At 75.2% G+C, this 22,262-nt stretch carries 16 protein-coding genes; 3 read left to right on the forward strand and 13 right to left on the reverse strand.

The genetic code is table 11. The features are described 5' to 3' along the window. Nucleotides 1–93: 93 nt before the first annotated feature. The 13 genes from GQ466_RS32885 to GQ466_RS19580 all read right to left on the reverse strand — a co-directional run bounded on the left by GQ466_RS32885 (nucleotide 94) and on the right by GQ466_RS19580 (nucleotide 18,976). Nucleotides 94–3,639 carry an AAA family ATPase gene (locus tag GQ466_RS32885; protein WP_161104432.1) on the reverse strand — a complete coding sequence of 1,182 codons (3,546 nt, stop codon included), beginning with the start codon at nucleotides 3,637–3,639 and terminating at the stop codon, nucleotides 94–96. A 157-nt stretch (nucleotides 3,640–3,796) separates the two neighbouring features. Then, the gene (locus GQ466_RS19525) at nucleotides 3,797–4,576 is read right to left on the reverse strand and encodes an SGNH/GDSL hydrolase family protein (RefSeq protein ID WP_161104433.1); all 780 of its coding nucleotides are present in this window, start codon (nucleotides 4,574–4,576) and stop codon (nucleotides 3,797–3,799) included. Nucleotides 4,577–4,687: 111 nt separating this feature from the next. Continuing rightward, complete coding sequence (locus tag GQ466_RS19530) at nucleotides 4,688–5,275, reverse strand: GTP-binding protein (RefSeq protein WP_161104797.1); 588 nt, start codon at nucleotides 5,273–5,275, stop codon at nucleotides 4,688–4,690. A gap of 28 nt (nucleotides 5,276–5,303) precedes the next feature. Next, on the reverse strand, nucleotides 5,304–5,699 hold the full coding sequence (locus tag GQ466_RS19535) for a DUF742 domain-containing protein (RefSeq protein WP_161104434.1): 396 nt from the start codon (nucleotides 5,697–5,699) through the stop codon (nucleotides 5,304–5,306). A gap of 35 nt (nucleotides 5,700–5,734) precedes the next feature. Next, nucleotides 5,735–6,169: a roadblock/LC7 domain-containing protein gene (locus tag GQ466_RS19540; protein ID WP_161104435.1), complete on the reverse strand. Its 435-nt coding sequence runs from the start codon at nucleotides 6,167–6,169 to the stop codon at nucleotides 5,735–5,737. Next, nucleotides 6,166–9,462, reverse strand: coding sequence for a nitrate- and nitrite sensing domain-containing protein (locus GQ466_RS19545; RefSeq protein ID WP_161104436.1), 3,297 nt, complete (start codon nucleotides 9,460–9,462; stop codon nucleotides 6,166–6,168). The genes GQ466_RS19540 and GQ466_RS19545 overlap by 4 nt, the downstream gene beginning before the upstream one ends. A gap of 278 nt (nucleotides 9,463–9,740) precedes the next feature. Then, nucleotides 9,741–11,375 (reverse strand): bifunctional 3'-5' exonuclease/DNA polymerase, encoded by a 1,635-nt coding sequence (locus GQ466_RS19550; RefSeq protein ID WP_161104437.1) that lies wholly within the window; start codon nucleotides 11,373–11,375, stop codon nucleotides 9,741–9,743. 106 nt (nucleotides 11,376–11,481) lie between these two features. Further along, the gene (locus tag GQ466_RS19555; protein WP_161104438.1) at nucleotides 11,482–11,979 is read right to left on the reverse strand and encodes a DUF4234 domain-containing protein; all 498 of its coding nucleotides are present in this window, start codon (nucleotides 11,977–11,979) and stop codon (nucleotides 11,482–11,484) included. 147 nt (nucleotides 11,980–12,126) lie between these two features. Then, complete coding sequence (locus tag GQ466_RS19560; RefSeq protein ID WP_161104439.1) at nucleotides 12,127–13,668, reverse strand: metallophosphoesterase; 1,542 nt, start codon at nucleotides 13,666–13,668, stop codon at nucleotides 12,127–12,129. Nucleotides 13,669–13,928: 260 nt separating this feature from the next. After that, on the reverse strand, nucleotides 13,929–15,575 hold the full coding sequence (locus GQ466_RS19565; RefSeq protein WP_161104440.1) for a solute symporter family protein: 1,647 nt from the start codon (nucleotides 15,573–15,575) through the stop codon (nucleotides 13,929–13,931). Beyond that, complete coding sequence (locus GQ466_RS19570) at nucleotides 15,572–15,913, reverse strand: DUF485 domain-containing protein (RefSeq protein WP_161104441.1); 342 nt, start codon at nucleotides 15,911–15,913, stop codon at nucleotides 15,572–15,574. The genes GQ466_RS19565 and GQ466_RS19570 overlap by 4 nt, the downstream gene beginning before the upstream one ends. Before the next feature lie 595 nt (nucleotides 15,914–16,508). After that, nucleotides 16,509–17,375, reverse strand: a complete 867-nt coding sequence (locus GQ466_RS19575) for a diacylglycerol kinase family protein (RefSeq protein ID WP_161104442.1) — start codon at nucleotides 17,373–17,375, stop codon at nucleotides 16,509–16,511. Further along, nucleotides 17,375–18,976, reverse strand: coding sequence for an FAD-binding oxidoreductase (locus GQ466_RS19580; protein ID WP_161104443.1), 1,602 nt, complete (start codon nucleotides 18,974–18,976; stop codon nucleotides 17,375–17,377). Before GQ466_RS19580 ends, GQ466_RS19575 begins: the two co-directional genes overlap by 1 nt. A 39-nt stretch (nucleotides 18,977–19,015) precedes the next feature. On the opposite strand from GQ466_RS19580, the gene GQ466_RS19585 reads away from it, so the two are divergent. The 3 genes from GQ466_RS19585 to GQ466_RS19595 all read left to right on the forward strand — a co-directional run bounded on the left by GQ466_RS19585 (nucleotide 19,016) and on the right by GQ466_RS19595 (nucleotide 22,163). Further along, entirely contained in the window at nucleotides 19,016–19,597 is a 582-nt protein-coding gene (locus GQ466_RS19585; protein WP_161104444.1) for a TetR family transcriptional regulator, read from the forward strand. Further along, entirely contained in the window at nucleotides 19,594–21,135 is a 1,542-nt protein-coding gene (locus GQ466_RS19590; RefSeq protein WP_161104445.1) for an FAD-dependent oxidoreductase, read from the forward strand. Before GQ466_RS19585 ends, GQ466_RS19590 begins: the two co-directional genes overlap by 4 nt. A gap of 122 nt (nucleotides 21,136–21,257) precedes the next feature. Then, entirely contained in the window at nucleotides 21,258–22,163 is a 906-nt protein-coding gene (locus tag GQ466_RS19595) for a sucrase ferredoxin (RefSeq protein WP_161104446.1), read from the forward strand. Nucleotides 22,164–22,262: the final 99 nt, after the last annotated feature.

Here is a 22,262-nt window from a genome sequence, read left to right on the forward strand (position 1 = left end):
CGTGCCCGCGTCCCTCCGGCGCATGATTCACCGGCCCGTGACGTCATCTTCGCCGCCGACCCGCCACGGCCCGCCGTCAGACGAAAGGCGCAATCACAGGTAGTTCCCGGGTTCGAGGTCGCGGACCGGCGGGGAGGCGGCCAGGTCCTCGGCCCGCAGCTCGCGCACCTCGTCCGCCCCGGGCGTGCCCGCGCCGGTGATGCGGCGGCCCTGCTGCGCGATGGCCGCGTCCAGCAGGTTGCGGACGAACCGGGCGTTGCCGAACGACGCGCCGCGCGGCTCCTCCGCGATCCTCCGCCGGACGGCCGGCAGCACGTCCTCGGCCAGCGTGTACCCGTTCGCGGCGGCCATCGACTCGAAGATCGTGACCAGCTCGGCCGTCGAGTAGTCCGGGAACCGCAGCACCTTCGGGAACCGCGACGCCAGCCCGGGATTGGAGTCCAGGAAGGCGCGCATCTCCGCGTCGTACCCGGCGACGATCACCACGAGGTCGGACCGGTGCTCCTCCATCAGCCGCAGCAGCTCGGCGACGGCCTCGTGCCCGAAGTCGCGCCGGTCGCCGCCGGCCGTGCCGAGCGTGTACGCCTCGTCGATGAACAGGACGCCGCCGAGCGCCCGGTCCACCGCGGCCCGCACGCGCGGCGCGGTCTGCCCGATGTACTGGGCGACGAGGTCCGCGCGCGTCACCTCGACCAGGTGCCCGGACGACAGCAGCCCGAGCCGCAGGTAGACGGCCGCTATCAACCGCGCGATGGTCGTCTTGGCGGTGCCCGGGTTGCCCATGAACACCATGTGCCGGGTGGGCGTGCCGAGCGGTATCCCGGCGTCGCGGCGCATCTGCTCGGCGCGGGCCTCGGCGACCAGCGCCGCGACCTCCTGCTTGATCGCCGACAGCCCGATGAGCCGCTCGATCTCCGAGAACGGGTCGCCGGGGACCGTCTCGAAGTCGGGCGCGGGGCTGTCGGGGACGTCCACGAGCAGGATCTCGTCCAGCGACTCGGTCTCGTCCACGACCCCGTCGGCGAGGACGCGCCGCCCCTGCCGGGCGATCGCGCGGTCCAGCAGGCTGATCGCGAGCCGCGCGTTGGCGAGGCCCCGGTCGCGCGGCGCCGCGCGGACGACCGCGCGGACCTTCTCCAGGACGCCGTCCGCGAGCGCGAACCCGCCGTCGGCGGCGCGCGCGGCGAACAGCTCGGCCAGCTCGTCGTCGGTGAGGTCGGGGAAGCGCAGCGTCCGGACGAACCGCGCCGACACCTCCGGGTGCGACTTCAGCAGCCCGTTCAGCTCGGCCTCCGGCCCGCCGAGGACGACGACCAGCTCGTTGCGGTGCGTCTGGACGGCCGTGAGCAGCACGTCCAGCAGCTCCTGCCCGCGTCCGGCGTCGGAGGCGAAGGTGTGGGCGTCGCGGACGAGCAGCACCCCGCCGACGGCGCGCTCCACCACGCGCCGCACCCGCAGCGCGCTCTCGCTGCTGTACTCCCCGATCAGGTCGGCGCGGTCGACCTCGACCAGATGGCCGCTGGCGAGGACGCCGAGGTCGGCGTAGATGCGGCCGAGGATCCGCGCGATCTTGGTCTTGCCGGTGCCGGGGTTCCCGGCGAACACCAGGTGCCGGGACCGCTCGGCGATGCCCATCCCGGCCTCGCGGCGCATCCGGGCGGCGCGGGTCTCGGCGACGAGCGCGTGGATCTCCCGCTTGACCGGCTCGATCCCGACGCACGCCTCCAGCTCGGCGAGCGGGTCGGTCTCGACGGCCCCGGCCGGGACGAGCCGCTGCGGCAGGTCGCCGAGCCGCACCTCCGGCGGCACCGCGCCGGGCCGCGACCGCGCGGTGGCCGCGCACTCCTCGGCCAGGTGCTCCACGAGCCGCGCGCCGCGCAGGTTGAGCAGCGGCGGCGTCCGGCTGAGCAGGACCCCGGCGGTGCGGGCGACGTCGGGCGCGACGGTCGCGCCCCGCGCGGTGACGGCGCGGCGGAACAGCTCGGTGAAGTGGTCCTCGGCGAAGTCCACCGTGCGGGCGGTGCGGAACGCGCGCACGAGGGCCGGGTTCAGGTCGAACAGCCGCAGGTCGCCGTCGGGACGGCAGAGCGCGACGACGTCCAGCCCCGGGCAGCGGGCCATCAGGCAGCGCAGCTCCTCGACGGCCGCCGCGCCGCAGGTCTCGTGCCCGGCGAGGCGTTCCAGGTCGTCCACGACGAGCAGCAGCCGGCTCTCGACGCACTCGCGGACGCGCGCCTGCAGCCACAGGACGGCGTCGCTGACGGTCAGCGAGGCGAAGACCTGGTCGGAGATCCACAGCGCCTCGCGGACGGCCCCGGCGTCGACTAAGGCCAGCTCGACCAGCTCGGCGGCCGTCCCCTTGCCGGTGCCCTCGGGTCCCGCGATGAGCAGCCGGACGGGCCGGTCGGCCGTCAGCCGCTCGGTCAGCGCCCGCTGCAACGCGGCCGTCAGCTCGGGCTGCCCGACGAGCACCCCGGACCCGGCGTCGGGGGCGGCGATCTCGGCCGGGGCGGGCGCGGCCTCCTCGCGCGGCCGGGGCACCTGGAGCGCGGACGTCAGGATGTTCGCGACGGGCCGGTGCCCGAACAGCCGCCGCACGTCGAGCTGGAACGCCCGGACGGGCAGCGGGCTGCGCGGCGCGGTCGCGGCCTCGGGCAGCCCCTGGAGCGCGCCGATGACGCGGGTGCCCATGTCGAGCCAGGCGCGGCAGGCGTCGGCCTCCCCGGCGACGAGCCCGCGCGCGAGCCACGACCGGACCTCGCGCTGCCAGGTCTCCACGACGAAGCCGCCGCGCAGCGCGCGCGTCCGGTCCTCGACGGCGGCGTAGACGGCGAGGCCCGCGGCGGGCGCCAGCTCGGCGGGGACGGCGGTGAGCCCGGCGGCCAGCAGCAGCCGGGCGAGCGCGGCGTCGAACGCGTCGAACCCGCCGAGCGCGGCGAGCAGCCGCTCGTGCGCGGCGGCCAGGCCCGCGCAGGCCCAGCCGAGGTAGGCGACCGGCCCGGCCAGCTCGGGCAGGACGGCGAGGGTCTCGTCGGGCAGCCCGGCCGTCCACTCGTCGGCGAGCGCGGCCTGCGGGACGGTCAGCGCCCGCTGCCGCAGCACCGGGTCGGCGGCGCGCCGGTCGAACACCTCCAGCAGCGCGCGGCGCCGGGCGTCGACCGGCGCGAGCCCGGCGAACAGCTCGACGCCGTCGCGGGCGAGGTCGAAGGTGACGGCGCGCAGCTCGGCGTCGTCCCCGGCGGGCTCGGGCAGCCACAGGCCCGGCGGACGCCACCGGCCGCCCTGGGTGAACCAGGCGACGGCGTCGCGGACGGGCGGCTCCGGCGCCGCGAGCAGCCCGGCCAGCAGCTCGTAGTCGACGTCGCCGCGCGAGCCCCCGCGCACGGCGGCGGCGCCGAGCAGGAACGTCAGCAGCGACCATGCCTCCGCACCGGCGGCCGTGGTCGTCGGGGCGTAGATGTCGCGCAGCGACCGCGTGAGCCGGCGGGCGCGCGGATCCCGGTTATAGACCGCGACCCGCTCGCGCAGCTCCTCGTACAACCCGTCGGGGACCCGCCACGGACCGTGCGCGTACACGTCGAGCACGGGCTCGTCCGTGAGGAGCAGTTCGAGGTGGTCGGGCAGACGGGGAGCGCTCACCGATGGCAATCCTTCACGTGCGAGGGCCGCGGTACGTAGGTTTCTGGTGAGCAGATTACGACCCTCCGCGACCGGACACAGCCCCCCATGACGCGAAGACCGACCGCCTCGCGGCGTTAGTCCGCAATGGTCGTGCTGGAAGTTTCCGTACCGGCCGTCAGAGCGGCAGCGGCGTGGGACGCTTCGGCTCCCGCCCGTCCCCGGACGAGCGGCCCGTCGCGCGGCGGCCGATCCACGGGAGCAGGTAGGTCCGCGCCCAGTGGAGGTCCTGGCGGCGCTGGGTCAGCCAGTCGGGGGCCGCGCCCGGCTCGGGCCAGGGCTCGTGCCAGCTCCCGTCCACGTCGAGCCCGATGGCGTCGGCGACGCGCAGCGCCATCCTGCGGTGCCCCTCGGGCGACAGGTGCAGCCGGTCCTCGTACCAGGCGCGCGGGTCGTGGAACGCCGATGCCGACCACAGGTCCACGACCGTGCAGCCGCGCACGTCGGCGATGGCGCGCAGGTGCATGTTGAACGTGGCCGCCTTGCCGCGGATGCGCCCGCCGGCGCGCAGCTTGCCGGTGTCGAAGCCGGTGAAGATCACGACATGGGCGCCGGTGCCGCGCAGCCGCCGGACGGCGTCGTCGAACACCACCGCGAGCGCGTCCGGGTCGGCGCCGGGACGGATCATGTCGTTGCCGCCCGCGCAGAACGTCACGAGGTCGGGGTCCAGCGCGACGGCGCGCGGCACCTGGTCGTCCACGACCTGGCGGAGCAGCTTGCCGCGCACGGCGAGGTTGGCGTAGCGCAGGCCGGGCCGCTCGCGCGCGAGGTGCTCGGCGAGCCGGTCGGCCCAGCCCCGGAAACGGTCGGGCGCGCCGCTCGGGTCCGGGTCGTTCAGCCCCTCGGTGAAACTGTCACCGATCGCGACATAGGTCGTGGCCTGCTTCGCTTCCCTCATGACGGTCCCTCCGGGCCTGGTTCTATCACCACCGACGTAATGATGCAGTCTGCATACATCCTTACGCGACCGTAACTCCCGACCCGCGGCCCGGCCAGAATATTCCCGGGGTCAGCTCCAGCTCGGGGAAACGTTCCCGGACGGCGCCCGCGAACCGCCGGACGCGTGCAGCGTCAACGCGTGCTGCACGAGCGTGATCAGCACCCGCTTGGTGGACTCGCGGTCGCGCGCGTCGCACTCCAGCACCGGCACGTGCGCGCGGATCGACAGCGCCTCGCGGATGTCCTCGACGGCGTACTGGAACTCGCCGTTGAACCCGTTGACGCCCACGACGAACGGCAGGCCCAGCTCCTCGAAGTAGTCGACGGCGGCGAAGCAGTCCTCCAGCCGCCGGGTGTCCACCAGCACGACCGCGCCGATCGCGCCGCGCACGAGGTCGTCCCACATGAACCAGAACCGCGTCTGGCCGGGCGTGCCGAACAGGTACAGGATCAGCTCGCTGTCCAGCGACACGCGGCCGAAGTCCATCGCGACCGTCGTGGTCGTCTTGTCCGGGACGGCCGTCAGGTCGTCCACGCCCGCGCTCGCCGCCGTCATGACCGCCTCGGTGGTCAGCGGCATGATCTCCGAGACCGAGCCGACGAACGTCGTCTTGCCGACGCCGAACCCGCCGCCGACGACGATCTTCACCGAGGTCAGCTCGCCGCCCGGGCCGCCCGGCGGCCGGTCAGAGGTTGCGAAGTCCACTGAGCACCCTTTCCAGAAGCCGGACGTCCGCCTGCGCGCCCGGCGGACGCGACTGGTGCAGCCGCAGCAGTCCCTCGGCGGCCATGTCGGCGATGAGGACGCGCGCGACGCCGAGCGGCAGCCGCAGCAGCGCCGACACCTCCGCGACCGACCGCGCCGACCGGCACAGATCCATGATCGCCCGGTACTCGGGCGTGAGCACCGCCACGTCGCGCGGCGGGAAGGGCGCGGCCGTCACCAGCGCCTCGACCGCGAGGTCGTAGCGCGGCCTGGTCCGGCCGCCGGTCACCGCGTACGGGCGCACCAGGGAGCTGCCGTCGTCGCCGCCCGCGTCCGGCCCCGCCGGACCGCGCCGGCGGTGGCCACCTTGTTCCATCGCACTGACCTTCCGTCCTCCGGTCCGGGACCGGTTCAGTACCGGTTCCGGCCGGCGCCGAGATCGGGCAGCGGCCCGGCGTCCTCCGGGCCGCGCAGCGCCGGGGTCAGGACGCGCCCGACCCGCTCCACCAGCAGCGTCATCTCGTAGGCGACGAGGCCGAGGTCGCAGTCGGGCGCCGCGAGGACGGCGAACACCGACCCGTTCGCGATCGCCATGACGAACAGCAGCCCGCGGTCCATCTCGACCACGGTCTGGTTCACCCCGCCCGCCTCGAAGATCTTGGCGGCGCCCTGGGTCAGGCTCATCAGGCCGGACGCGATGGCCGACAGCTGGTCGGCCCGCTCCGGCGGGAAGCCCGCCGAGTACGCCATCGGGAGCCCGTCGGAGGACACCACCACGGCGTGCGCGACCTTCGGGACGCGGTCGGCGAAATTCGTCACCAGCCAGTTGAGATCCTGCCCGCTCACCGGGAGCCTCCTGTCTCTCCGTCGTGGTGCGACGGAACGTCGTTGTCGCCCTCCGCGCCGGCGCCGCGCGTCTCGGCCCGGCCCCGCCGCACGCCGCGCTGGAGGCCCGCGAACCGCTCGCGGACGGCCGCCGCGGAAACGCCATGCTCCCGCTCCGGCGGCGCGGGCGGCGCACCGGGGTCCTGCCGCGTGACCGCGCCGGGCACCCGGTTGCGGCCGGGGACGCGTTTGGGCAGGCCGGCGGCCGTCCGTCCGGTCCCGGCCGGGCTGGCGGCCGACTCGGCGGCGCGGAAGCCCGCGTCGGCCGGGGACTCCCAGCCGCGCGCCGGGTCGTCGCGGGGCGCGTCGGGACGGCGCAGGAACCACTCCGAGCGCATCGCGTCGAAGATCGGGGACCGGTGCCCGGGCGGCCCGGCCGACGCGGTCGGCGCGGTCGGTTCGGGCCGGGCCTCGGGCTGCCGGGGCGGCGGCGGTCCGTCGTCGGGGAAGGTCTGGAGCGGGCCGCTCTCCCAGGTGAAGGGGCGGGTGCGGGGCTCGGGCGCGTCCTGCGGCTCGGCCGGACGGAACAGGTCCTCGCCCGGCGTTCCCGGCCGGTCGCGGCCCGGCAGCCGCGCCCCCGGGGTGCGGACCGGCAGGTCGGACGCGGGCCGCCGCTCGCCGCCGGACGGCGCGGGCCGCGTCCCGTCCCCGACGGCCGGGAGCGGACCCGTGCCGAACGCGGGCAGCGGCCCGGTCGCCCCCGTCGGGAACTGGCCCGTGTTCCGCACGGCGGGGAACTGCCCGGTGTTGCTCGGCAACGCGGGAAACTGGCCCGTGTCCGACGGCACGGCGGGGAACTGGCCGGTGTCGCCGCGCTGCGCGGGGAAGCGGTCGGTGTCGTCCGTCCCGACGGGGAACTGGCCGGTGTTGCTCGGCAACGCGGGGAACTGGCCGGTGTCCACCGACACGGCCGGGAACTGCCCGGTGCCGCCGCGCTGCGCGGGGAACTGGCCCGTGTCCGACGACACGGCCGGGAACTGGCCGGTGTCGCTCCGCTGCGCGGGGAAGCGGTCGGTGTCGTCCGCCGTGACGGGGAACTGCCCGGTGTTGCTCGGCAACGCGGGGAACTGGCCCGTGTCGCCCGTCAGGGCGGGGAGCGGGCCGGTGCCGGCGGGCCGGCCGAGGGCGGGCGGGCCGCCCGTTCCGACGGACGTCCCGGACGCGCCGAGCAGCGCGGGCTCGGCCTCGGGCAGCCCGGCGCCGGTGCCGTAGCCGCGCGTCCCGGGCTCGGCCGACGCGATCACCGACGCGGGCAGCAGCACGAACGCGGTCGTCCCGCCGCCCTGCGCCGCGCGCAGCTCCACCCTGATCCCGTGCCGGACGGCCAGCCGCCCGACCACGAACAGGCCCATGCGGCGCGCCGCCGAGAAGTCGATGACGGGCGGGCTGGCGAGCCGCCGGTTGGCCTCGTCCAGCTCGTCGTCCGCCATGCCGACGCCGTTGTCGGTGATCTGGAGCATCGCGCCGCCGCCGCTGAGCTGCTGCCCGGAGATCGTCACCTTGGTGCGCCGGTCGGAGAACTCGGTCGCGTTGTCGACCAGCTCGGCGAGCAGGTGGACGAGGTCGTTCACGGCGGCGCCCGCGACGGTCATGTCCGTCCGGACGGTCAGCGCGACCCGCTCGTACTGCTCGACCTCCGACAGCGACGCGCGGACGACGTCGATGAGCGGCACGGGCTTCGTCCGCCGCCGCACCTGGTCCTGCCCGCCGAGGACGAGCAGGTTCTCGCAGTTGCGGCGCATGCGGGTGGCGAGGTGGTCGAGGCGGAACAGGTGGGCGAGCTGGTCCTCGTCGCGCTCGCCCTGCTCCAACTCCTCGATGAGCTGGAGCTGCTGCTCGATAAGCGTCTGGCTGCGCCGGGAGAGGTTGACGAACATCGCGTTGATGTTGCCGCGCAGGACGGCCTCGTCGGCGGCGAGCCGGACGGCCTCCCGGTGGACCTCGTCGAACGCCCGCGCGACCTGCCCGATCTCGTCGGCGGTGTGGACGTCGATGGGCTCGACCTCGATGCCGCCGCTGGCCGCGCCCGGGTCGCGGAGCTGGTCCACGAGGCGCGGCAGCCGGTTGTCGGCGACCTCCAGCGCGCCGACCTGGAGCCGCCGCAGCGGGCGGACCAGGGACCGCGCGACCGCGAGCGTCGCGAACGCGGCGAGCACCAGCCCGACGAGCAGCAGCGCGGCGTCGGTGAGCGCGGCCTGCCAGGCGTCGTGCTTGAGGCCGCGGCTGCGGTCCACCAGCGACTGGATGACGCTGCGCTCGGCCGTGCGCATCTGCTCCAGCCGGGTGCTGCTGGCCTTGACCCACTGGGCCGCGTCGCGGGGCCGCAGCGGCGCGACCGACAGGTTCGGCGCCGTGCCGGACCGGATCATCGCCTGCTGGTACATCAGCTCGGTCTGGCCGATGTCGGCGCCGGTCACGACGTCCTCGTAGCGCCGCCGCTGGGCGGTGGACGCCGTCTCGCCGAACAGGGCGATCTGGCTCTCGCGCTGGGCGTGCAGGGACTGCAGCGCCTCGCGCTCGGTCGGCGTCGCGAACCGTCCGGCGAGGATCGCGACGTCGAGCCGCGCGCGCTCCTGCGAGGCGAAGTCCTTGGCGCGGGCGAGGGCGGCGAACGCGCGGGCGTCCTCGGCGAGGACGGCGTCGGGGCTGCCCTGCGCGACGAGGTCGTCCAGGTCGACGAGGGAGCCGATGAGCTGGCTGTAGACGTCGAGCGTCAGCGTCACCGACCTGCTGTCCCGGCCCGACTGCCTGCGCACCGTGCCGAGCGTGTCGAGCCGGTACCGCAGGTCGCGCAGCCGGGCCCGGGCCTGCTCGGAGTAGTCGCCGTCGTGGACGGGCGCGAGCGTCGACCGGACGGCCGCGGCGGCCCGGTCGGTGGCGCGGACCTGCTCGTTCAGGGCGGTGAGCGCGGCGGGACGCTTGCGCCGGGACAGGCTGAGGTACTCGACCGTCAGGTCGCGTTCGTCCTCCAGTTCCTGGACGAAACCGGCCGTTCGATCACTGAGCGTAGCCAGCCGCTCGATGCGCGTGTAGACGGCCGCCTCGGTCATCGCGTCCCGCAGGCGCAGCCCGGCGAGGGCGCCGGCGACCACTCCGGGAATCAGGACGAGCAGCACCAGGCGCGTCGCGACCCGGCGGTCGCCGAGGCGCAGACCACGTCCGCGCGGCCGGTGTTCGGGCTGGTAGACGGGGTCGTCGCGGAGGGGATCCGCGGCTGGTCCGGGGACCTGGACCCGTTCCGTGGCCGGTCGCACTTCCCTCCATCACCTTTCCTGGCGTCGGGCCGCGACGGGGGATCTCGCACGCGGCCCGGCCCGTCGGCGCCCGTGACCCTCGAAGCCTCCGGGGGCTGGGTCATTGGAGCACAGAGTAATCCCTGCGACCAACCCGAAGTCCGCCATTCCACACATTGACAACGTTGACAGAGTTTCGGACTGTTTAACGCTGTGTGTCCGAATTGGATCCGACCTGGATAAACAGCGACCTTGGAGCGGTTTACGCTCCACCGGGCCGCGTCGGCGTCGTCGGCCGGTTACTTGGCGTCGGCATAGCAGTCGACCACGGACGCCTCCATCGGGAACACGACGGGCGTGCCGGGGAACAGCAGGTCGCGGGCCTCGTCCGCCGCCGCCGGGACGGCCGCCGCGACCGCGTCCGCCAGCTCCGCCGGAGTGTGGACGATCACCTCGTCGTGCTGGAAGAACACCAGCCGGGGCGGCCCGAGCGCGGTCAGCCGGCGGCGCAGCGCGCCGAGCAGCGCCAGCGCCCAGTCGGCGGCGGTGGCCTGGACGACGAAGTTGCGCGTGAACCGCCCCCGGCCGCGCGTCGCCGCCGCCGCGCGGTCCCCGCCCGCCGACGTCAGCGCGCGCCACTCGGCCGACGGCGGCGGGCAGGTGCGGCCGAGCAGCGACCGGACGAGATGCCCCCGCTCCCCCGCCCGCGCGGCGGCCTCGACGTACTCGAACGCGTCCGGGAACCGCTGCTTGAGGACGGCGAGCAGCCCGGCGGCGTCGCCCGTCCCGCCGCCGTACATCGCCGAGAGCAGCGCGAGTTTGGCCTGGTCGCGCGGGGCGACCGCGCCGCCGGACGGGAAGGCGCCGGCCAGCGCGGCGTACAGGTCGCCGTGCGCCGCGGCGGCGGCGAACGCCCGGTCGCCCGCGAGCGCGGCCAGCACCCGGGGTTCGAGCTGCGCGGCGTCGGCGACGACGAGCTTCCAGCCGGGATCGGCGACGACGGCGCCGCGCAGCGTGCGCGGGATCTGGAGCGCGCCGCCGCCGTGCGTGGCCCACCGGCCCGACACGACGCCGCCGACGATGTACTCGGTGCGGAACCGGCCGTCGCGGACCCACGCGTCCAGCCACGCCCAGCCGTGCGCGGTGTGCAGCCGCGCCAGCTCCTTGTACTCCAGCAGCAGCGGCACCGCCGGATGGTCGGTCTGCTTCAGGACGTGCGCGCGCGTCGACGTCACCGGACGGCCCGCCGCCGCGAACGCCTTCACGAGCTGCGCCGGGGAGTCGGGGTTGACGCGGCTGCCGAACGCGGCGGCGATCCGGTCGGCGAGGTCCTGGAGGTTCTTCGGCCGCATCCCGGCGGCCGGACGCGGCCCGAGCCGTTCGGTGAGCAGCGCGTCGTGCCGGGCCGCCGACCAGGGCAGGCCGTCGGCCGCCATCTCGGCGGCGACCAGCGCGCCCGCCGACTCGGCCGCCGCGAGCAGCGCGAACCCGGGCAGCCCGGCCATCCGGCGGCGCTGGTCGGCGTACACCTCGACGACGCGGTCCACGTCGTCGGGCTCGGGACCGGTGTCGAACAGCGAGCGCTGCGGACGTTCGGCCAGCGGCGGCGGATCGTCCGGGACGGGCTCACCGCGCAGCCGCGCCGACGCCGCCGCGACCGAGCGCGGCTCGCCGTACCGTCCGGCGTGGCCGAGCAGCAGCGCCTCGGTCAGTTCCAGGTCGTGGCAGCGCGCGACGCGGACCCCGGCGCGCAGCAGCGCCGGGTACAGCCGGGCCGTGGCGGGCCACACCCAGCGCGGCGCGCCGACCTCGCGGGCCGCGACCGCCGCCGCGAGGTCGGGCACCGGCTCGGCCGGCCCGGCGGGGACGCCGTCGTCGGCGAGCGGGCGCAGCACGCCCCCGCCGTCCGGCCCCGCCGCCACCGCGATCCTCATCCGCGCATTGTCGCGCGGGGGTACGACGAAAACACCGCCGAAAACACCGCCGGAAACGCCGCGGCCCCGGCGTCCGCGCGGGACGCCGGGGCCGGGAGGAATCGGATCAGGCCGCCAGCGGAACCTGCTGGCCGGGCGCGGTGCCCGGGTAGCGGTCCACGACCTTGTTCAGTTCGATCTGGTAGTACAGCACGCCGAAGCCGAAGATCCCGAGCAGGAAGGCGAGCCCTCCGTTGCAGGACGGCTGCAGGCCCGCCGCCCGCTGCGCCTGCGCGATGCGCCCGGCGAGCTTGACGTACATGATGAGCGGCCAGATGCCGAGCGTGATGAAGCCGAAGATCAGCGACAGCAGCGCGTTGGTCGCGGCGTCGCCGGTGCGGCGGTCGTAGTTGAACAGCTCGGCGTGGACCTTGTAGAACCACACGAGGCCGTAGATGCCGAACGTGATGATCGGCAGCCCGAGCCAGGCGCCGAGCGGGTTGCGGCGCTTCATGCTGTAACCGGCGGCGACCGGGGCCGGCGCGTGCTGCGGCGCCGGCGCGGGGGCGTATCCGCCCTGGTAGGCCTGCTGCTGATGCGGCTGCCCCTGCTGGGGATGGCTCATTCTGTGCTCTCCTGAGACGCGGTCATAACGCGGCCGACCGTCCGGTGTCGCCGGGTCATCCTTCTTGGGTCGAGGGACGACTGTAGGGGAGGCGGCCCGGCTTGTCCGTGGATTAAGCAACAGATTCGGGAAACCGCCTACATTTCGTTATCTAGCGGACGTACCCGGAATCAGAGGGATTCGCACCTCGTCCTCGACCGGAGGACGCCGTTCGTGATCGGCGCAGCCCGTCACGCCGAAACAGCGAATGCGCAGCTCACCGGCCGTGACGTCGAGCCGCAGGACGCTCTTGAAGAACGGCGGCGAGTCCCAGTCGGCGAGTTCCGAGCGGAACCACTGCGGCACCTTGCGCACCGGCAGCCGCAGGAACCGCGACCGGCGCCGTCCGCCGCGCGGCACGCCGAGCGCCACCGCGACGAACCGGGCGCGCAGCGACGGCGGCACGTCGTCGTAACCGCGTCCGGGCCGGATGCCGAGCCGGTGCCGGACGGCGGCGGTCGCCTCGCGCGGGGACAGCTCGAACAGGCCGGGCATCCGCGTCCACTGGCCGTACAGCTTGGAGTAGCGCGACAGGGAGTCGCCGCGCAGCGGGTAGCAGCGGAAGTCGTCCTCGGCGACGGTCCTGGTGCGGCGGATGACGTGGGTGGCGTGCATGAACGCGCCGCCGCCGCCCGCGACGACGTACTGGATCGTCCGGTCGCCGACCTTCACCGGGTAGCGCTGGTAGTTGTGGATGTCGCCGCCGATCGCGGCGACGTAGTTGCAGGCCGGGTCGCGGACGATCGCGTCGACCGTCCCGCCGCCCTCGATCGGCCCGGGACGGTGCCGGTCGTCCACCACCAGCGGCTTGCCGGTGACCAGCAGCTTCGGCTTCGGCCCCGCCGACACGCCCCGCAGCCACGCGCCCTGGTCGCGGTCCAGCGACCCGTCGATGCCGGTGTCGATGCCGACGATCCGCAGGTGCGGCGTGTCGATCGCCCAGTACGGACCGGGCTGGACCGACCGCTGCGCCGACGACCCCCGGTAGGCGTCGCGGGCCGCGTCCAGGACGCCCTCGTCGGTCTCCCCCGCCGCGCGCCACAGCAGCCGCGCGGCCCCGGCCAGCGGCCCGCCGAACGCCGGCCGCGCGTGCCCGCCGCCCGGTTCGTCGCGCAGGTCGCAGAAGACCCGGACGAACCCGCGCAGCCCGTCGTACCAGTCGTGGTTGCCGGGCACCGCGTAGATCGGGCCCGGGTAACCGCAGTAGGGACGGAAGAACTTCTCCGGGTAGTCGGCGGAGTCGCCGGTCGGATAGATGACGTCGCTCGCGATGACGAGGAAGTCGGTGCCCGCGCCGATCCGCTCCAGCGCCGGGACGACCGCGTACTGCGACCGGTCGCCCTCCCCGGTGTCGCCCATGAGGACGAAGGAGAACTCCTCGGCCGTCCGCTGGAGCGTGAACGCCGCCGGGGTGCCGCGCTCGGCGAGGGCCGCGACCCACGCGCGGCGGATCTCGTTCGACGGGTCGCCGAACAGCCGGGCGACGACGTCGTTGCGCGACCGCCACAGCGTGGACGGCCGGTACCAGAACAGGCGCCGCGTGCGGGGCGGGACGAGCGCCTCGAACGAGCCCAGCGCCGCGCACGTCCAGCCCGCGCCGGCCTCGGACGTCCGCGAGTTGCCCGACGCGGGCTCGGGCTGGGCCGCCACGGCGGATCGTCCTCCGAGAGGTGCGGAACGGCCGCCCGCAGGAACGAGCGGGCGGTACCCGGACAGGCCGGGCACCGCCACTGTATTTCAAAAGCCCCGGCCTGCGGGGCTCGCCTAGCGGCTCGCCCCGCAACCGTGACTTGGGCGAGTGCTGCATCGCTTCGCGATCTTCCCGCCCGTGGGGACTCGCCTTCGGCGTCGTCCCCACGGGCGCTCAGTTAACGCACTCGCGCGACGGCTGAGGCGGCTTGCCATGAGCCTCAGTGCGCTCCCTTTCCGGTGAGGGCGCGGACCTCCAGTTCGGCGAAGCGCTCGTCGGTGCGGGCGCGGGACAGGACCGTGCCGAGGTAGGCGCACAGGAACCCGACCGGGATGGAGATCAGGCCGGGGTTCTGGAGCGGGAACGGCGCGACGGTGTCGGCGCTGAACAGGGCGTCGGGATTGCCCTTCGGCAGCGTGTCGGACGCGCCGCCCCAGCAGATCGGGCTGAGCAGGACGAGCCCGACCGCCGCGACGAGCCCGCCGTAGATCCCGGCGACCGCGCCGCTCGTGTTGAACCGCCGCCAGAACAGCGAGAACAGCAGCGTCGGCAGGTTGGCCGACGCGGCGACCGCGAACGCCAGCGCGACGAGGAACGCCACGTTCAGCCCGCGCGCGAAGATCGACAGCACGATCGCGACCGCGCCGATGACGAGCGCCGACAGCCGCGCGACGCGGACCTCGTCGCGTTCGGTGCTCGTCCCGCGGCGCAGGACGCTCGCGAAGATGTCGTGCGCGAACGACGAGGACGACGCGAGCGTCAGCCCGGCGACGACCGCGAGGATCGTCGCGAACGCCACCGCCGCGATGACCGCGAGGAACACCGCGCCGCCGGTGGTGCCCGCGCCGCCGCCGAGGTGCTCGGCGAGCTGCGGCGCGGCCGTGTTGCCGCCCTTGTCCTGCGCGGCGATGGCCTTGCCGCCGACGAGCGCGGCGGCGCCGAACCCGATGACCAGCGTCATCAGGTAGAACACGCCGATGATGCCGATCGCCCAGTTGACCGACGCACGTGCGGCGCGGGCGTCGGGGACGGTGTAGAAGCGGATGAGGATGTGCGGCAGCCCGGCGGTGCCGAGGACGAGCGCGAGCCCGAGCGACAGCAGGTCCAGCTTGGACCAGGCGTCGGTCGCGCCGTACTTCAGGCCGGGCTCCAGGAACGCGGCGCCCTTGCCGCTGCGGTCGGCCGCCGCGCCGAGCAGGTCGGACGGGTTGAACCCGTACTTGGCGAGCACCCAGACCGTCATGACGAGCGCGCCGCTCATGAGCAGGACGGCCTTGACGATCTGGACCCAGGTCGTCCCCTTCATCCCGCCGACCGTCACATAGAAGATCATCAGCGCGCCGACCAGCACGATCGTCCAGACCTTCGCGGCCTCGCTGGACGTCCCGAGCAGCAACGAGACGAGCGCGCCCGCGCCGACCATCTGCGCGAGCAGATAGAAGATCGACACGACGATGGTGGAGATCCCGGCCGCCGCCCGGACGGGCCGCTGCCGCATCCGGAACGCCAGCACGTCCGCCATCGTGAACCGGCCGGAGTTGCGCAGCATCTCGGCGACGAGCAGCAGCGCGACGAGCCAGGCGACGAGGAACCCGATCGAGTAGAGGAACCCGTCGTAGCCGGACAGCGCGAACATGCCCGCGATGCCGAGGAACGACGCGGCGGACATGTAGTCGCCGCCGATGGCCAGGCCGTTCTGGAGCGGGGAGAAGGAGCGTCCGCCCGCGTAGTAGTCGGCGGCGGTCCGCGTCTGCCGGCTCGCGCGGATCGTGATGTAGAGGGTGATCGCGACGAACACCGCGAACAGCACGATCGAGATCGTCCGGTGCTCGTTCTCCGAGGCCGCGAGGACGTGGGGGGCGCTCATGACGCGTCCTCCGTCGCGCCGACGGCGGCGGCCAGTGGTTCGAGTCTGCGGCGCGCGTATCGCTCGTACGACCAAGCGATGAGGAACGTCGAGACGAATTGCAGCAGCCCGAAGACGAGCGCCACGTTGATGTTGCCCACGACCTTGGTGCCCATGAAGCCGCGCGCGTAGGCCGACAGCACGACGTACAGCAGGTACCAGACGAGGAACGCCGCCGTCATCGGCAGGACGAAGCGGCGGAACGCGGCGCGCAGCCGCGCGAACTCGGGGCTCTCGGCGAGGGAGAGGAACGCCGCTTGATCGGGAGCGGGCGGTGTTCCGGGCGAATCGGTTGTCACATGCACCTCCGGCGTAGGTCGCCATCGGCGTCTACCCGGACGGGAAGTCGGTCACACCGGGTGACGCCGTGCGGACCCTTCGGGTCCTAACGGCCCATCAGAGCAACAACCGGCGCGGTCCGTGGAGGGTGGGAGATGAGACCGAAGCGGGGACGATGCCGAAACGAGACCCACGTCACACTGGATGCGCTCCGCGCGCGTGTCCCGGACGCGTTGAGGCGCGGCCTCCGCAGCGGAGGCCGCGCCGGGATCCGCGCCGCTCGGCCGCGCCGGAGCGATCGGGTCAGCGTCCGCCGTCCGGCCGGCCCCGGTCCGCGGCCCGCGCGGGGAGCCGCCGGACGGGAACGGGCCCGGCCGCACGCGGCGGCCGGGCCCGGATGAGCGTGGCGGGCGCCGGCGCCACCCCCGTCGACACCGGCGCCACCACGGCGGGGTGGCCTGCGGGCATCATGAGTCCCCCCAGAACGGCGTGCGTGACGCCTCTCATGATGCCTCCAGCAGACGACCCGAAAGCCCCCAACCGGGACTTACCAGGAACGCTACCGAGGCCGTTGTCATGGGGGCGTAAACCGCCATGCCGGTGGCCGCCAAGCTTTCACGGCGCGAGGATCGTCAGGGCCCCGGGCAGCACGCGGACGGTGACGGGCAGCGTGCCGGGCAGTTCGCCGTCCGCGCCGTAGGGCAGCGCGCGAGCCGCCTCGATCCGCACCTCGCGGCCCCGCACGACGCGCACCTGCGGGCGGTGGACGTGGCTTCCGTCGGCCAGTTCGCGCATGACGGAGAAGAACATGGTCTTCGGGCCGTCGCCGACGATCACGACGTCGAGCAGGCCGTCGTCCACGCGGGCGTCGGGCGCGATGCGGCGGCCGAAGCCGTAGTAGCCGGAGTTGGCGGCGACGACGGTGTAGCCGCGCTCGCGGTACTCGACGCCGTCGACCGTGACGCGGTAGTCGGCGGGACGCCAGCCGAGCACGGCCCGCAGCGCGCCCGCGTAGTAGGACGCCGAGCCGCGCAGCAGCCGGGACCGGTTGGCGTGCCGGCCCGCGACGGCGTCCACGCCCGCGTAGACGCTGCCGAGCACCGGGACGCCGTCGGCCTCGATCGCGTCGACCGCGCGGGGCGCGCCGGTCAGCAGCAGCGGGGCGAGCGCGTCCGGCGCGGCCGGGATCCCGAGCTGGCGGGCGAAGTCGTTGCCGCGTCCGGCGGGGACGATCCCGAACACCGAGCCCGTCCCGGCGAGCGCGCCGCCGACCGCGCCCGCCATGCCGTCGCCGCCCGCCGCGAGCGCGACGCGTCCGGCGCCCGCCGCCGTCCGGGCCAGCTCGGCGGCGTGCGCGAGGCCGCGCGTGTGCTCGACGGCGACGTCGGCGCCCGCGTCGCGCAGCCGCCGGGCCAGCGGGTGGACGGCCGCCGCGCCGCCCGCCGCCGGGTTGACGACGACCGTGAAGCTCCGCGCGCCCATCACGCGTCCCCGGGGATCAGGATCCCGGGGTTGAGGATCCCGGACGGGTCCAGCGCCGCCTTCACGGCCCGCAGGACGTCCGCGCCGAGCGCGCCGATCTCGCGGCCGTACCCGGCGCGGTGGTCGGTGCCGACGCCGTGGTGGTGGGAGACCGTCCCGCCCGTCGCGACGATGGCGGCGGTGGCGGCGTCCTTGGCTTTCGCCCAGTGCGCGACGGGGTCGCCCTCCCCCTGTGCGGACACGACGGTGAAGTACAGCGATGCTCCGGTTTCGTACACGTGCGAAATGTGGCACAGGACGAGCGGCGGGGTCCCGGACTCGGTGAGCGTGGTCGTCAGTGCGTCCCGGACGGCCGCGTACAGCGCGGGGATCCGGGACCAGAACGCGGCGGTCTCCAGCGTCTCGGCGAACGCCCCGGCGTCCAGCAGCGCGTCGCGCAGGTAGGGCGCGGCGAACCGGCCGCGCTCCCACTTCTCCCCCGGCTCGGCGCCGAGCGGTTCGCCGCCCGCCTCGGCCAACTGGGCGCGGGCTGCGGCGCGGGCGGTGGCGATCTCCGCGTCCGTGCCCTCAAAGCCGAGGACGGCGAGGCATCCGGCGGCGGCGTCCAGTGAGGCGCCGACCGCGGACGGGTCGGCGAGCCCGACGAGCGTCTCGGTCTCGTCCGACAGCCGCAGCACGGCGGGCCGGGGGCCGTCCTGGGCGAGGCGGCGCAGCGCGGCCGTGCCCGCCGCGAAGTCGGGGAACCGCCAGCCCTCGTAGGCCGTCCCGGCGGGCCGGGGCCGGATCCGCACGGTCACCGACGTGATGACCCCGAACGCGCCCTCCGAGCCGAGGACGAGCTGGCGCAGGTCCGGCCCGGCGGCCGAGCGCGGCGCGCGGCCGAGGTCGAGCGTCCCGGCGGGCGTGGCGACGGTGAGGCCGACGACCATCTCGTCGAACCGCCCGTACCCGGCGGACGCCTGGCCGCTGGACCGCGCCGCCGCGAACCCGCCGATCGTCGCCCACTCGTAGGACTGCGGGAAGTGGCCGAGCGTGTAGCCGCGCGCGTTCAGCAGCGCCTCGGCGGCGGGGGCGCGCAGACCCGGCTGGAGGACGGCCGTGCGCGACTCCTCGTCCAGTTCCAGCAGCGCGTCCATGCGGCGCAGGTCCAGCGCGACGAACGGGCGGTCCCCGCGCGGGGCGAGGCCGCCGACGACGGACGTCCCGCCGCCGAACGGCACCACGGCGACGTCCAGGTCGGCGCAGGCGCGCAGGACGTCCAGGACCTCGTCGTGCGCGCCGGGCAGCACGACGGCGTCCGGCGCGGCGGCGGCGTCGCCCGCGCGCAGGCGCAGCAGGTCCGGCGTGGACTTGCCGCGCGTGTGCCGGACGCGGGCCTCGGCGTCGGTCCGGACGTGCGGGACGCCCACCACCGCGACCAGCGCGGCGTAGGCGGCGTACTCCAGCCGGGACGCGGGCGGCGCGACGTCGGCGAGGTCGGCCGGGGGCGCGGCGGCGGGCCGGACGCCGAGCAGGTCGCGCAGCAGCCCGGCCGCCCCGTCCGGCAGCGGCGCGGCGGCGCCGGGATCGCCCCAGCCGCGCCACAGCATGTCCTGGGTCATCGTTCTTCCTGTCCGTCGGATGTGCTTACACTGTGACACGTGACGTCGAATCGTAACAACAGGACGGACGAGGACGCCGTCCTCGACGCCGCGCGCGACTGCGTGCTGGCCGTCGGGGTCCGCCGCACGACCCTCACCGACATCGCGCGCCGCGCGGGCGTGTCGCGGATGACGCTGTACCGCCGCTGGCCGGACGTCCGGACGATCGTCGCCGACCTCATGACCCGCGAGTGGACGGCCATCCCGGTCGAAATGCCGACCGGGGGCGACGCCCGCATCCGGCTCGTGGACGCCCTGGTGGACGGCGTGGCGGCCTTCCGCGCCCACCCGCTGCTGCGCAAGATCCTGGAGGTCGACCCCGAGCTGTTGCTCCCCTACGTCCTGGACCGGCTCGGCGCGACGCAGCGCCGGTTCCTGGAGCTGTTCGAGGACGCGATCCGCGCCGGGCACGCCGACGGGTCGATCCGCGCGGGCGACGCGGCGCGGCAGGCGCGGGCGCTGCTGCTCGTCGTGCAGTCGTTCGCGCTGTCGGGCCCGGCGGCGACGCGCGACGCCGACCTGCCCGCCGACGGCCTGGACGACGAGCTGCGCCGCGTCCTCGACGGAGCTCTGGCCCCGTGACCGGGCCTCGCGCGTCCTCGCTGAACGCCGCGCGGCGCGCCCGCGAGCTGGCCGCGCTGCCCGGCGAGGTCGTGGACGTCCTCGTCGTCGGGCTCGGCGCGACCGGCGCGGGCGTGGCGCTGGACGCGGCCTCGCGGGGCCTGTCGGTCGCCGCGATCGACGCGCACGACCTGGCGTTCGGGACGTCGCGGTGGAGTTCCAAGCTGATCCACGGCGGGCTGCGGTACCTGGCGTCCGGGCACGTCGGGATCGCGCGGGAGAGCGCCGTCGAGCGCGGGATCCTCATGACCCGCACCGCGCCGCACCTCGTCCGGGCGCAGCCGTTCGTGCTGCCGCTGACGCCCGCCGTCCCGCGGGCGCAGGGCGCGCTGGCGGCGGCCGGGCTGGTCGCGGGCGACGCGCTGCGGGCCGCCGCGGGGACGCCCCGCGCCGTCCTGCCCGGCCCGCGCCGTCTGCGGCCAGCCGCCGCGCTCGGGCTCGCCCCGGCGCTGGCGGCGGCGGGGCTGCGCGGCGGGCTGCTGTCGTTCGACGGACGGGTCGCCGACGACGCCCGGCTCGTCACCGCGATCGCCCGGACCGCCGCCGCGCACGGCGCCCGGATCCTCACCCGCTGCCGGGCGCTCGCGCTGGCGGGCGACGGCGCCCAGGTCCGGGACGAGCTGACCGGCGCCGAGTTCGGGATCCGCGCCCGCGCGGTCGTCAACGCGGCCGGGGTGTGGGCGGGCGGGCTCGTGGACGGCGTCGCGCTGCGGCCCTCGCGCGGCACCCACCTCGTCCTGCGCGCCGAGAGCCTGCCGGGCCTGCGCGCCGGGCTGCACGTGCCCATTCCGGGGGCGGCGAATCGGTTCGTGCTCGTCCTGCCGCAGGGCGACGGCCGTGTGTACGTGGGCCTCACCGACGAACCGGTGGACGGGCCCGTCCCGGACGTCCCCGAGCCCGCGCCCGGCGAGATCGGCTTCCTGCTGGACGTCCTCGGCTCCGTCCTCGCCGCCCCGGTGCGCCGCGCGGACGTGGCGGGCGCGTTCGCGGGCCTGCGCCCGCTGCTGGACGCCGGCGGATCCACGGCCGACCTATCCCGCAGGCATGCCGTTCTCACCTCGCCGAACGGGGTTGTCACCGTCGTGGGCGGCAAGCTGACCACCTACCGGCGCATGGCGCAGGACGCGGTCGACGCGCTGGTGCGCGCCGGGAGCGTCACGGCCCCGCCGTCGCGGACGGACCGGATCCCGCTGGTCGGCGCCGGGGCCGGCGCAGGGGCCGGCGCAGGGGCCGGCGCAGGGGCCGGCGCAGGGGACGCGCCCGCCCGGCTCGTCGCCCGCTACGGCGCCGAGGCCCCGCTGCTGGCCGCCGATCCGGAGCTGCTGGAGCCGGTGATCCCCGGCTCGCCGGTGCTGCGCGCCGAGCTGGACTGGGCCGTCCGGCACGAGGGCGCGCTGTCGGCGGACGACCTGCTCGACCGCCGCACCCGGCTCGGGCTGGTCGCCGCCGACCGGGCCGCCGCGCTGCCGACCGCATCGGCCCTGCTCGCGCGCGGGTGAGGAGCCCGGGTCCTGCGGGTATGGCGTGTCTCACCCGGTGCCGGTGTGACGCGAGAGGTGAGGCTAGCCTAACCTCGTGCTGACACCGGATCACCGGTGGAATCGACGGGGGGAAGGGTCTCGTGACGCGCGACAACGGCTGCGACCACTGCCCGGGCAGCCACTCGGGCGAGCGGCCCTGCCTGGCGAGCGCCACGACCGGAGCCCGGTCCTGGCTGCTGGTCGAGCACCCCGGGCCGTGGCCCGAGCGCATCGAGGACCTGCCCGCCGGGCCCATGGGCGACGCCGTCCGGGCGGCCCGCGCCGCCGGGGTCCGGCCGCAGCTCGTCCGGCGGCCCGGACGGCGCCGCGCGGTCCCGCCCGTCCAGGTCTACGCGGGGTACTCGGCGCCCGGCGCGGACGTGTGGCTGGAGGGCCGCGAGCTGGCCGACCCCGCCGAGCTGGCCGGACTCGACTTCGCCGCGCTCGCCGCCGGGCGCAGCCCCGGGCTCGGCGACCGCGTCCCCGAACCGCTGCTGCTGGTCTGCACGCACGGCCGCCGCAACGCCTGCTGCGCCCGCACCGGCGCCCCGCTGGCCCGCGCGCTCGCCCGCCGCTTCTCCGACGCGGTCTGGGAGACCACGCACGTCGGCGGGGACCGGTTCGCCGCCAACCTCGTCTGCCTGCCGCACGCCCTGTACTACGGCGATCTCGGCACCGCCGAGGCCGTGGCCGCCGTGACGGCCTACCAGCGCGGCGAGGTCGCGCCGGCGCGGCTGCGCGGACGCGCCGGGCAGGCCGAGCCCGTCCAGGCCGCCGAGCACTTCGTCCGGGCGCGGACGGGCGTTCTCGGGATCGACGCCGTCCGCGTCGAATCACTGACCGGGACTTCTCCGTATGAAGCGGTCGTATCGGCCGGAGAAGCCCGTTTTCGGGTCGTGTTCGAGCGCGCGAAGGCCGCCGCTCCGTGCGGGCCGGACTGCCGGGAGAACCTGGAAACCTTCATTGTTAGGGACCTCACCCTTCTCAACGCCGCCGCCCTCGTGTAATCTCTCGAAGGCCCCATTCGTTGGGCTTCCCTGTCGCACGGCCCCAGCTTCCGGATCACCGGGCGGGGAACAGAGCGGCAACTTCAGACGTTGGACTAT

It is taken from the genome of Actinomadura rayongensis (assembly GCF_009831215.1).
Lineage (GTDB): Bacteria > Actinomycetota > Actinomycetes > Streptosporangiales > Streptosporangiaceae > Spirillospora > Spirillospora rayongensis.